Genomic DNA, 12562 nt, shown 5'->3' with positions numbered 1-12562 from the left:
ACTATACACCTACCTTGATAATCATATTTCCGTATTCCTCGATATAAGCTGAACAGTTCGGCGGAATGACAGTGGTTGTATCTTTTTGAAGCACAATACAAGGACCTTGGAAGTCTACACCTACTGGAATTATTTCCCTTTTGTAAAACTTCGTCTTCACTTTTTCAAGATTACCGTTAACGTTAAAAATCGTTTCACCTATTTTTAGCATTGCAGCTTTAAGTTGATGTTCATGATGGATAGCCTGCTTTTCAATTTTTGGCATATATCCAGTACCTGTTACACGTATATTTACAATTTCAATTGGGCTATCAAGGAAGTTATGACCATATTCAGATTTATGACTTTCATGGAAATTATTAAATGCTTCTATAATTGTTACCTCATCAAGCACACCATCCGGCAAATCAACCCGTAATTCATACCCTTGACCTGCATATCGACAATCAGCGCTGCGGATCACTTGAATATCTTTCTCATCAATGCCGTCCGCTTTCAATTGTGTAACCAATTGTGTTTCTAAGCCACTAAAATCATCGTTCAAACTAAAGAAATTCATATTCGTACTAAACATAAATTCCGTTTTAATAACATCGTATTTTAAATCAGTAGTCAATAATCCTGTTGCTGAGTTAATTCCTGGATATAGTGGGATTATGACCTCTGGAATATTTAAGATTTTAGCAACTTCTACTGCATGGAGGGGACCTGCTCCTCCAAATGCCACTAATGAGAATTCCCTCGGGTCTTCTCCCTTTTGAATTGTTTTTTCTCGAATTGCATTAGCCATATTGTTATTCATAATTTGCAAGATTCCTTCTGCTGTTTTTTCTCTACTTAAATCCAGATTTCCGGCTAGCTCATCAATTACTTTATAGGCCTCATTTGAATAAATTTTCATTTCTCCACCAAGAAAGTTATGCTCATCTATTCTTCCGAGTACAACGTTTGCATCACTTACTGTAGGCTTTAACCCTCCGTGTCCATAGCAAGCCGGCCCTGGATGTGATCCTGCACTTCTTGGTCCTACCTTAAATGCACCGCCTTCATCGATATGAGCAATGCTGCCACCCCCTGCTCCAATTGTATGAATATCAATCATTGGAACCATAACAGGATAACCTGCAATCCATGTGTCACGTGCAGTAGATTCACTATAGCCGTTATCAGTGATAATACCAATGTCAGCACTAGTGCCACCGACATCAAAAGTGATTAGTTTTTGCCGATTTGTTAACTCTCCTGCCCATGCGCCTCCAAGGATACCCGCAGCTGGACCTGATAATAAAGTATTTACCGGTTTTTCAGAAACTGTTTTAGGAGTTGCCACTCCACCGTTTGAACACATAATATGAAGCTCAGCAGAGACACCTGAATCCTTTAATCGCTCCTCTAAATTTTGAATATAGTTTTTTACTTTCGGTCCAACAAATCCATTAATAGATGCTGTTGTGAAACGCTCAAATTCTCTAAATTGCGGGGAAACCTCAGAAGAGACCGTGATAAAAGCCTCCGGATATTCTTCCTGAATGATCTCTTTGACTCTTTGTTCATGACCAGGATTAATATAGGAAAATAAGAAATTAACAATAATAGATTCAACGCCCTTTTCTTTAAGCGACAAAACAGCTTTACGTACTTGATCTTCCTGTAAAGGCAGAATTACCTGGTCTTTAACTGGTCCCATTCTTTCTGCCACAGCAATACGGTCTCTACGCTGAACTAAAGGTTTATCTTGCCAAGGGATATCTTGCATAATAGAGTAGTTCTGCGGACGTTGATGTCTTCCAATATGGATAATATCTCTATATCCTTCTGTCGTTAACATCCCGGTTTTCGCACCTTTATACTCTAGAATTGCATTCGTTGCAATCGTTGTACCATGAAAAACGTGATCAATTTGTGATTTGTCAATATTTTGACGCTCACATAGTTCTACTATTCCTTGTACAACTCCCGTAGAAGGATCATCCATTGTAGTGGGAACTTTATGAATGGCTGTAATCCTTTGTTCTGTATCGTTAAATATTACGTCTGTAAAAGTTCCACCAACGTCTACTCCAAATAATTTCATAGTGCAGTGCCTCCCTTAATGTAATACTTTTTATTAATGCAAGTACCATGCCAAATCCAAAGATTAATGGCCAAACTTTCAATTAAACAGTGCAGACTAATATAAAAAATACAGATAGTATCAGCCTGTCAACCAAAGAGACGGCTGACAAAGTCAAATTAAGTTGGTTAGGTCCATACCCATGTAAATCATTTTTTATTTTTCTTTATTTCTTTCTTTTTTCGTATGAGATTTTATTACGTGCTTAAAATCAAATTGCAGATATGCAATTTTTAAATGGTCCTATATTCAGAAAATTCAATAATATTGCACAAAAAAGAAAGTTGCAAAGTTACATTAGAAATTGCAACTTTGCAACGTTAATTTTGTATTTTTGAACTTTTCTGCTAATTGTTGATGCATCTACACCTAACTTTTTACTTGCCTCCCTCATTGTCGAGGAAGTTTCAAGTGCACGAATAATAAGTTGTTTTTCAAATTGCTCTACTTCTTTTTTAAAATCTACATTTTCCCCCACTTCTATAGCTTGTCTGGAAGGAGGCAAAAAGAATTTTTCTGGAAGATGATATAATTTAATATGCTGAGCAGGAACAGTGAGTACAAGTCTTTCTACCGTATTTTGTAATTCTCTAACATTCCCTTTCCATTCATAATCCATAAAAAATTCTATAACTTCTTTATCAATGGTTTTATATTGTTTATATTTTTGACTATAACTCTCTAAAAAATGGCTTACTAAAAAAGGTATGTCTTCTTTTCTTTGTGATAAAGGAGGGATGGTAATCGGTACAACAAATAAGCGATAATACAAATCCTCACGAAATGTCCCATCCCGTACCATTTCTTCCAAATTACGATTTGTTGCTGCAATAAATCGTACATCTACTTCGACAAGCTTCGTTTCACCAAGTGGGGTAAACCGCTTTTCTTGTAAAAGTTGAAGTAACTTAGCTTGAACCTGAAGGGGTAACTCACCAATTTCATCTAAAAATAATGTGCCCTTATGCGCAGCAAGGGCTAATCCTTTTTTTCCATCTTTATTTGCTCCAGTGAATGTGCCTTTTGCATATCCAAAGAGCTCAGATTCAATAATACTATCTGGTATTGCTGCACAATTAATTTTTACAAAAGGAGCATTTTTTCTTATACTTAAATTATGAACGGTTCTTGCTAATACTTCTTTTCCCACCCCAGTTTCTCCATGAATAAAAATAGTCGCATCCACATCGGCAACTCTACATGCTAGTTCGTATACCCTTTCCATTGCTTTCGATTTATAAATCATTTCTTGATCTTTTTTCTTCAAAATACGAAGTTCTTGCTGATAATAATCCAACACACTTTTCGTTTCTTCTAATTGCTTTTGTAAGTTCTCAATTTCCGTTACATCCTTTGATATGTTAATAACTTTATGTAAAGACCCGTCCTCCTTAAAAATAGGATGTGCATGAACAATTAAACGACGTCCAGACTTTGTGACTTGATTCATCGTAATTTTGCGTTTGTTCTCAATGACATATTTGGTAGATGATGGCTTTATTACACCATTTTTCTCCATAAGCGGTGCAGACTTTCCTATAAAATCATGTTCCTTTACACCTAGAATCTGCTCGCAAGCGTTACTAACTCGTAAAACAATTCCATCTGCATCAGTAATTGTTACTAATTCACCATTCAAATTCATAATGGCTTCTAGTTCTTGCTTTAAATCTATTACCTTCGAGGACTTGCTTATTAGTTCAGAATAAATATCATTCGGAAAAAAAAGTATCATTCCAAGCTTCCCAGTAATAATAGAAATGTTCAATAAAACCGTTTCATTATGAGTACTTATCACAAATTGCCCATCTTTAATTACTTTAATAATAATGTTTCCAGGTAAAATCTCTTGAATGAATTTTTTGCCTGATTGATCTGTATCCAGAATATTAAGGCAATTTAGATTTTGATAATGAATCTCTCCTGTAATATCCACAACTATAATGCCGAATGGAACTTTATTTCCAATTGCATATAAATCAAACAACTCGAATCCCCCATTATAATAAAATTATTAATTCTTTAAGCCATTAAAGTACTGTTCATCTTTATTCTATTGTAATATTATAACTCATATTTTAAATTTTATTAATTTTAAAAATTATCTAACTACATGCAATAATACAAATTTAGTAAAGTAATTATCTAATTTTTCTTATTGTTACTCTTTTAGTGGAATAGCCAAGATGAACATTGTTTGCGGTAACAGTTTTAAAAATAATCTATACAATAAACCTAGTCATTCCGTTAATGAATTGTAGATTTAAGAGGCGTATAGTACACTAGCCGATGTAATTTGGAAATTTAGATTAAAAGACTAACTGATTAACAGAGTATTATATTCTTATTACGAATAAAAGGGGGCTGTTACATACTTCCCCAACACCACAACAGCCAGCACCCATTAAAAGATGCTGGCCCAAAAACTACTTCTTCAATCTCTCTTTTATATACCTATATCCATTATTAACATGCTATCGGGCAGATATAGCAAAGCAAAAGCTCTATGTAGCTGACTCCTCATATATATTTTATAGCCGGCAATTGAAGAAATTTACTGTTCGTTAATTCAGACGATGTTTGAGGGCTATTGAATGCCAATTAACACCCCATATGTTCCGGCATACTTTTTGTTAATGGATGCTAAAGGCGATTGAATAATGATATTGAAAAGGTAAGGAGACCCGCAGGTTATAGCAACATTGCGACACCGAGCAGATATTTGAAAGACTCGTATAGTAATCTTGCGGATGCGGTGGATTCCTTGCCAATGTATTGATATAATATAAACCCACAAGTAAAAATATGTCAATATCCTATGGAAGAGAAGTTGATTCGTTCTTTTCTTAGTTTCGATATCATTTGTAGTTGATTAATTTTTCTTGCTACACAACAATAATGAATTACTTTTTCTTAGTTTAATAATTTAGTTGATTATTTCATTTTAAAATGGTTTAATTATAATAAGGAATATTGGTTGGGTCACCCAGTCAATATAACCTAGCAAATAAAATGAGACAATACGGACAATACGTTAAGTTTAATTGAAAACGCTTTCAAATTGTCCAATAGGATAAAATGAATTTTTTTCTTCAAGGTGATTACTTCTTTATATAATGTTTTAATAAAATGTTTGAGCCATTCAAATATTTTTTATATCAATACAAAACAATATGATAGGAGGTTGAGAGGCAGATGCAACTTAATAGAAAAGGAGTTTCTGAACAAGTCGCTGATAGTATTAAGAACAGAATTCAAGCAGGGATTTATAAGGTTGGAGATAAAATTCCAGGCGAAAGAGACATGGGGATTGAGCTCTCTGTAAGCAGAAATACAGTAAGAGAAGCATATAAAATACTTGAAGCGTATGGCTATCTCACTGTTAAACATGGGATAGGGGTATTTGTGGCTTCACCTGAACATCAAATTCAAAAGATGACTGAAGCTTTTTTTGTCTCATCTGATCAAATCAAGGACTTTTTTGCTGTTCGAAAAATTCTTGAAGAATGGACTGTCAAATGGGCGATTGAAAATTCAAATGATGATCAATTTAATGAATTAGAACAAATTGTTGATGAAGCGAATGAAATACTAAATGGCGAAATTGATTATAACCGCCTTGCTGAATTAGATCATAAATTTCATATGACATTAGCTAATAATTCAAAAAATGAAGTACTCATTCGAATCATGAATTATCTAATTGACCTACTATCAGAATCTCGAACTAAATCCATTCAAATCCCTGGTCGCGTCAAACAATCTGTTCAGGAACATACAAAAATATTACAAGCAATAAAACAAAAAAATACTATGGTCGCACAACAATTAATGAAAGAACATTTAGAAAGTGTTCAGCATTCAATAAGCACCGCCTCCCCTAAATAAAATAAAAGGCTGTTCTGATTTAATCACTAATCACACAGCCTTCCTTAGACTATTGAGTATTTTCTAGGGCTATAGGTGTTGGAAACAATACATTAAACTTAGTGCCTAATTCGATTAATTCCTCTTCTACGTTTGTTGATAATTGAATTCCTTCTGAAAGCCGTTGCTCCTTCTCTCTCTTTCTTCTTTCCCCTGGATATCTAATTTCCGTTGTTCCAGGTACTTTCGGAACTGCCTTCATCTCACCTAAAAGAGTTTCGAGTGACTTAAAAAAGAGGGATAAATCCATAAACTTCGCAATATCCAACAAAATAAAAAAGTGCCCCACATTTGCCTGTCCTATTTCTTTATCATCATACAGATTTTTCACATGTGGCCCGAAGGCAGCACCTGAAAGGATTCCAGTCAAAATTTCCACAGCTAAAGCTAAAGCTGCTCCCTTCGCTCCACCTAAAGGCAGAACAGATCCCTTTAAAGCAGCTTCAGGATCATTTGTTGGAAGACCGTGTTCGTCAATCGCCCACCCATCAGGGATACGATCCCCCTGTTTGGCAGCTAAAATAATCTTTCCTCTTGCTACAATACTAGTCGATAAATCAATGATTACAGGTTGGTCATTTCCAGTCGGAAATCCAAATGCAATCGGATTAGTTCCGAAGAAAGCATGTTTCCCCCCCCAAGGCGCAATTCCAGATGGTGAATTTGTAAATCCAATGCAAGCAAGGTCTTGTTCACATGCCAGCTGGCAAAAGTAGGAGGCAGTTCCAAAATGATTGCTATTTTTAACGGCTATTGCTGTAATGCCCGTTTCTTTCGTCACTTCAATCCCTTTTTGAATGGCTTGATAACTGACAACATGCCCTAGTCCATTATCCCCGTCAACTAATAAAACAGAGGGGGTTTTCACATTTATTTGGATGTTTGGATTCAGATTGATCCTCCCATCGCTGATGCGTTTAGTATAGATAGGCAGTCTACTAATTCCATGACTATCAACACCTTCTAAATTTGCTGATAGCAACGCCTCTGCAACTACTGCAGCATTCTCTTGATTCATCCCCATACTTACTAACACATCATCACAAAATCCTTTAAGATCAGCATTACTGTAAGTATTCATACGCTAGCCCCTTTAAATTTAGTCAATGGTTTTGTACTAAAAGATTCTGGTCAAAAAAGTACTCTCCCTACGCATAATGTGTAGGGAGAGGGGAAAGATTAGGCACTGCGATATAATTTTGTCATTACAAACTCTCTATGCCCTAGTGCCTCTGCACTTGTAAGTCGGCCATTGACTGTACGAGCAATCATTTCCATTAACTGATCCCCAGCTTCTTCTAATGAAATCTGACGAGCTAGTAATCCCTGGACGTCAACATCAATATGCTCACTCATAGTGCCAGCCGTAATAGGGTTTGCCGTGATTTTAACGACAGGTTCAATCGGATTACCGATGATATTTCCTTGTCCTGTAGGGAACAAGTGTAATACAGCGCCAGCTGCTGCCATCAAGGTGATACACTCCGCCGCTGCAGAAGATGTGTCCATATAGTAAAGTCCGTTTCCATTCGCTGGACTTTCGGCAGGATCTAATACACCAATTACTTCTTTAGTCCCTGTTTTTGCAATATTTCCTAAAGCCTTTTCTTCAATAGTTGACAGACCTCCAGCAATATTTCCTTGAGTAGGTTGTGATCCTAATAAATCAACACCTTTTGATTCAATTTCTCCTACATAATCATTGAAGATGGCCATGAATTTTTCACGTAGTTCAGGGGTAGCCATTCGATCACGTATTAAATGTTCTCCACCAGTTAGTTCGGATGTTTCCCCAAAGAACACAGTAGCCCCGGCATCTACCAAACGGTCAACTGCTTGAGAAACGGTAGGACATGACCCTAGACCCGTAGTCGTATCAGACTCGCCACATTTAATACTAACTGTTAGATCTTTTAATTCAATTGGTTCTCTTTGAAGTTCTGTCGCCCATTGTACATACTCTTTGGCTTTCCAAGATGCGGCTCTGATAGTTTCTAAATCCCCATTGCCTTCAATAGAGAAGTAGGATACTGGTTTACCAGTTTCGGCAATACCATCAGCAATCTTCTTTGACCAATTTTCCTCGATCCCAATTACTACTACAGCAGCTACGTTCGGATTGGAACCAGTTCCAATCATTGTTCTAAAATGTAAATCTAAATCTGGTCCATATTGTAGTCTCCCATAAGCATGAGGAAGAGCCAATGTTCCTTGAACCTGTTTCGCAACTGCTTCACAAGCCGCATTTGAAATGTCGTCAACAGGCAATATAATTACATGATTTCGAATTCCAACCTTACCATTTTCTCTACGATATCCAAAAAGTTGTTGTCCCATTTTTACCACCTCGCCGTTTTAATATTTTGTGTGTGAACATAATCGCCAATTGTCCATTCTTCTGTCGTTATACCGATTTGAATGCCATATTTTAAGACAGGCTCACCTTTTTCTAGATTGACTAAAGAAATTTTGTGGCCTAAAGGAATATCCCCTCTAGCTGTTACTGCCACATCAGAATTATCATCCATATAAATGCCGACTACCTGCTCTCCCTCTTTTATCGGGCTAGTAGCAACACCTACATGATCACCTCTGTGATGGATTAGAAACTTATGAGTGCTTACAGGCTTTGTTTCCTGCTTTTCAGTAAGAGTGCTTGATTGACCATTGTTTCCCATTTAAAAGCCTCCTTGTATTGGTGTGGTGACCCAACCAATTTATTTATGGTTTTATTAAAACACCAAATTCTTTAATAGTCAATAGAAAATATTAAATTTTCTTAAAATTATAAATTGAGTATCATATGACACATAAAGTGGAATCTTTTTTAAAACCTTTGCTACTTCCTTAGCCACTAATAAAGAGGTTCGTATTTGTGATTCATTCGTCAGGCCAGCAATATGTAGCGTCAAAACTACTTTTCACATAACATCAGTTTATTAGACTTTGTAATAGGTTCTAGTTCAAGGACATCTAAAAACAACTTTAATATCCCTTCCCTTTGCTGCTTTAATTTCAAGGTTATCCATGCCACCCCCAAGTCGTTCAGCTACTTTCAAGCGATTGTCATCATCTAATAATTCTTGATCTATTTTCGTCTGATTCTTGACAATAATTGCATAAAAGGTTTCATCATTTGATGCAATTTATCGCGTTGTTCCCATAAATTCTCTTGGTAGTCCACTTCATATCCCTGTTTAACCAGTCCTTCTATACCTTCATTCCAGATAAGTTCTGTTATAAGAATCCTCATAATAAGTCACCTCTCTTTTGTGTCTAGTCTCATAAATCTTTATTTATTAGCCATCACCTACAAATCCGGAATTGTGACTCAACCTTATTATCCAATTTAAACATCACATTCAAAAAATGACTTTTTATTATGGATACTTTAAAATTTTACATTTCCTTATTTATTTGAAATAATATTAGTCAAAATATTTTAAAAATATTGAATTATAACGCAAATAGTGATTTAATAAAATTATATTGGTTGGGTCACTGTACCATATTTTTAGAGGCTAGAGAGAATTTCAATGGTTCTATCCATATCAAAGATTAAAAGGAGGATAGAAGAAGTTAGTTTCTTAATTTGCCACACAAATTGGGGGTACTGATTATGAAGGATGTTGAAGTAACTGTTATGCGGTTTGATCCACATACAGACGATGAGCCTAAGTATGAAACATTTCAAATTGAAGCTAAAAAAAATATGACGGTATTGGATAGCTTGTTTTTAATCGTCGAGGATCAGGATCCAAGTTTATCTTTCCGGTGTGCATGCAGACTGGGAATGTGCGGTTCCTGCGGGATGGTCATTAATGGGCGGGGCCGTTTAGCATGCCGAACTAAAATTGAACATTTAGGGGATAAAATATTAGTTCAACCTATGAGAAACATGGATGTAATAAAAGATTTAGCTGTCAATATGGATTCATTCTTTCAAAATTGGGAGAAGGTAAAACCTTATTTTGTTCCAAAAGAAGATACGGATGAATTTGCTATTATTCCTCCATCATCAGGAAGACGAGAAATCATAGATGAAAATCAAGATTGTATTACTTGCGGATTGTGTTTTCAATCCTGTAATACAGTTTCACTTAGAGGGGTCGATGAGTTTATCGGTCCAGCTGCCTTAAACCGAGCTTACAATTTGATTGCAGATGAAAGAGATGGAGCTAGAGGGGAAAGGCTAGACATGGTGATAGATACAGATGGGGCATTTGGCTGCCGTTCTTTTAGTGCTTGTGTAGAAGTTTGTCCAAAGGGAATTAAACCAATGGCAACAATCAAGAAAATCAAAATGAAGCAGTTAAAAAGAGCAATTGGGATGAAGTGGTAATTCGACTAAACAAAATAGGAGATGGTTGGGGAATGGCTTCAACTAGTTTGCAAACAAGTAAAAATGTTCAAGAAGTAAAGGTAAAACAACGTCCTTTTGTTGGCTATATTGCATGGATCGTTCAAAGGGTTACAGCATTAATCCTACTATTTTGCTTACCATTAAAAATCTACAGTGGTTATGCAATAGTCGGAAAACTTCCAGGTATCGGTATTTTTTCTTCCTTACATTTAAACGCTTTTTTAGATGCTCTCTTAATTTTCGCTTTAATTTTCCATGCTTTATATGGTTTTAGAGTAATTCTAATTGATGTCGGTATTGTAAAAGATAATAGAAGTGTGTTTACTATTTTTACTGTTATTGGTGCAGTTTTATGTGCCCTCATGTTTTATGTCATTGTGTCCTAGTAACATATTAAAAAGAGTAGGTGAACTCATTGGAACGCGTAGAGACAGATATTCTAATCTTGGGGAGTGGCGGTGCTGGTTTGTTTGCAGCTCATCATGCTGCTGATCAGAATCCTAATTTAAAAATTATCGTTTCAGCTAAAGGGTTAATAGGAAAAAGCGGCTGTACCCGTATGGTACAAGGCGGTTATAATGTTGTACTTCATCCAGATGATTCATTTGAAAAGCATTTTAAGGATACGATCAAGGGTGGCGGCGGAATCAATGATCAGGAGCTTGCATGGACGCTAGTAAATGATGCGCCTAAAAGAATAAGAGAGTTAGAAACAAAAATGGGCGTCTTTTTTGATAGAAATGAAGATGGGACGATTCACCAAAAGCCCTTTGCTGGTCAAACATTCGACCGGACTGTTCACAAGGGTGACTTAACAGGAATTGAAATTATTTCTCGGATGCGTGATCAGCTTTATGCTAAACCAAACGTTACCGCGTGGGATGAAGTAAGGGCTATTGATATTTTATTTGATGAAGAAAAACATAGAGTAGCTGGGTGTTTAATGCTCAATATGAGAACCGGCGAATTTATTGTCGTTCACTGTAAGGCTGTTATTGTCGGGACAGGCGGTGCCGCCACCATGTACAAGATTGCAACACCTAGCCTTGAGAAATCGGGAGATGGAATGGCTATGTGTTACCGGGCAGGAACAGAGTTTTTGGATATGGAAATGATGCAATTCCATCCAACAGGACTGCTCGCTGAGAATTCACGGTTAAATGGCGGTGTTCTTGAAGAAGGACTTCGCGGAGCTGGGGGCTATTTGATCAATTCTCTTGGTGAAAGATTTATGAAAAATTACGATCCGGAACGCATGGAGCGCTCTACAAGAGACCGGGTTTCAAGAGCAGCCTATATGGAAATTATGGAAGGTCGCGGAACTCCGTTAGGCGGGGTTTTCGTGGATGTATCCCATCTTGGGAAAGAAAATGTACGGCGAATGTTCCCAGGTATGGTAGAACGCTGCCGAGATGTTGGTAAGGATTTAAGCATGGAGCCGGTGGAAATCTCCCCAGCAGCTCACTTTCATATGGGAGGAGTACGGATAACGAACAACTGTGAATCGAATATTCCCGGGTTATTTGTGGCCGGTGAGGATGCTGGTGGAGTACACGGAGCAAACCGCCTAGGCGGAAATGGCGTTTGTGACTCAACTGTATTTGGTGCCAGAGCAGGCGATGCGGCCGTTTCCTATATTAATACCATTGGCACTAGCGGAAAAATTTCAGATGCCCAAGTTCAGTCCTTTATTAATGATATTGTAAAGCCTTTTCATAATGATGAGGGCGAAAATCCCTTTTATATTCGCAATGAGTTGAAAAACTTAATGTGGGAAAAAGTTGGTCTCGTCCGAAATGGGAAAGATCTAGAGATTGCTTTAGATGAGCTTAGAATATTAGAAGAACGAATTGAGCGTGTATCTGTGAAAGGTTCACGACACTATAATCTAACATGGCAAGAATTCTTAAATGTTCGTAATCTCGTAACGATAGCCAAGATGGTTACGGCTAGTGCCCTAATGCGTACTGAAAGCAGAGGCTCTCACTACAGAGAGGATTATCGGGAAAGAAATGATGAACAATGGCTAAGCAATATATATGTGACTAAAGGTGAAGACGGAGAACCCCGCTATCATGTAGAAAAAACGAAACAAACCCGTATCGATGTGGCAACAATGGAAGGAAATAAGATCGAAGTGGCTTCCAAATAACAAAAAA

At 36.8% G+C, this 12562-nt stretch carries 10 protein-coding genes; 4 read left to right on the top strand and 6 right to left on the bottom strand.

Going from position 1 to position 12562, the window contains the following annotated elements:
* Position 1 precedes the first annotated feature (1 nt).
* The gene (locus RRV45_RS04235) at positions 2-2074 is read right to left on the bottom strand and encodes a hydantoinase/oxoprolinase family protein (RefSeq protein ID WP_315667506.1); all 2073 of its coding nucleotides are present in this window, start codon (positions 2072-2074) and stop codon (positions 2-4) included.
* A gap of 331 nt (positions 2075-2405) precedes the next feature.
* Positions 2406-4100, bottom strand: coding sequence for a sigma-54 interaction domain-containing protein (locus RRV45_RS04230; RefSeq protein ID WP_315667505.1), 1695 nt, complete (start codon positions 4098-4100; stop codon positions 2406-2408).
* Positions 4101-5308: 1208 nt separating this feature from the next.
* Between RRV45_RS04230 and RRV45_RS04225 the strand changes: the two genes are divergently transcribed.
* A complete protein-coding gene (locus RRV45_RS04225; protein ID WP_315667504.1) occupies positions 5309-6001 on the top strand; it encodes a FadR/GntR family transcriptional regulator in 693 nt (230 codons plus the stop codon).
* Between the two features lie 49 nt (positions 6002-6050).
* On the opposite strand, the gene RRV45_RS04220 is transcribed toward RRV45_RS04225, so the two are convergent.
* From RRV45_RS04220 to RRV45_RS04205, 4 genes are all read right to left on the bottom strand, one after another.
* The gene (locus tag RRV45_RS04220) at positions 6051-7121 is read right to left on the bottom strand and encodes an Ldh family oxidoreductase (protein WP_315667503.1); all 1071 of its coding nucleotides are present in this window, start codon (positions 7119-7121) and stop codon (positions 6051-6053) included.
* Between the two features lie 98 nt (positions 7122-7219).
* A complete protein-coding gene (locus tag RRV45_RS04215; RefSeq protein ID WP_315667502.1) occupies positions 7220-8377 on the bottom strand; it encodes a UxaA family hydrolase in 1158 nt (385 codons plus the stop codon).
* A gap of 2 nt (positions 8378-8379) precedes the next feature.
* Entirely contained in the window at positions 8380-8718 is a 339-nt protein-coding gene (locus RRV45_RS04210; RefSeq protein ID WP_315667501.1) for a UxaA family hydrolase, read from the bottom strand.
* 285 nt (positions 8719-9003) lie between these two features.
* On the bottom strand, positions 9004-9132 hold the full coding sequence (locus tag RRV45_RS04205; protein ID WP_315668927.1) for a hypothetical protein: 129 nt from the start codon (positions 9130-9132) through the stop codon (positions 9004-9006).
* A 527-nt stretch (positions 9133-9659) separates the two neighbouring features.
* Between RRV45_RS04205 and RRV45_RS04200 the strand changes: the two genes are divergently transcribed.
* From RRV45_RS04200 to RRV45_RS04190, 3 genes are read left to right on the top strand one after another with little or no spacing between them, the layout of a single operon-like run.
* Positions 9660-10382, top strand: a complete 723-nt coding sequence (locus RRV45_RS04200) for a succinate dehydrogenase/fumarate reductase iron-sulfur subunit (protein ID WP_315667500.1) — start codon at positions 9660-9662, stop codon at positions 10380-10382.
* Positions 10383-10414: 32 nt separating this feature from the next.
* Positions 10415-10789, top strand: a complete 375-nt coding sequence (locus tag RRV45_RS04195) for a succinate dehydrogenase/fumarate reductase transmembrane subunit (protein ID WP_315667499.1) — start codon at positions 10415-10417, stop codon at positions 10787-10789.
* Positions 10790-10818: 29 nt separating this feature from the next.
* Entirely contained in the window at positions 10819-12555 is a 1737-nt protein-coding gene (locus RRV45_RS04190) for an FAD-binding protein (protein ID WP_315667498.1), read from the top strand.
* Positions 12556-12562 lie beyond the last annotated feature (7 nt).

The organism is Bacillus sp. DTU_2020_1000418_1_SI_GHA_SEK_038, assembly GCF_032341175.1.
Taxonomy (GTDB): domain Bacteria; phylum Bacillota; class Bacilli; order Bacillales; family Cytobacillaceae; genus Cytobacillus.
Note: the sequence above shows the minus strand (reverse complement) of the source record. Positions and strands in the feature narration are given on the sequence as shown.

What these genes read in the sequence shown, in the direction of transcription:
- RRV45_RS04215 (WP_315667502.1), bottom strand. Translation starts at nt 8,377, where the DNA reads ATGGGACAACAACTTTTTGGATATCGTAGAGAAAATGGTAAGGTTGGA.
- RRV45_RS04195 (WP_315667499.1), top strand. Translation starts at nt 10,415, where the DNA reads ATGGCTTCAACTAGTTTGCAAACAAGTAAAAATGTTCAAGAAGTAAAG.
- RRV45_RS04210 (WP_315667501.1), bottom strand. Translation starts at nt 8,718, where the DNA reads ATGGGAAACAATGGTCAATCAAGCACTCTTACTGAAAAGCAGGAAACA.
- RRV45_RS04220 (WP_315667503.1), bottom strand. Translation starts at nt 7,121, where the DNA reads ATGAATACTTACAGTAATGCTGATCTTAAAGGATTTTGTGATGATGTG.
- RRV45_RS04200 (WP_315667500.1), top strand. Translation starts at nt 9,660, where the DNA reads ATGAAGGATGTTGAAGTAACTGTTATGCGGTTTGATCCACATACAGAC.
- RRV45_RS04235 (WP_315667506.1), bottom strand. Translation starts at nt 2,074, where the DNA reads ATGAAATTATTTGGAGTAGACGTTGGTGGAACTTTTACAGACGTAATA.
- RRV45_RS04225 (WP_315667504.1), top strand. Translation starts at nt 5,309, where the DNA reads ATGCAACTTAATAGAAAAGGAGTTTCTGAACAAGTCGCTGATAGTATT.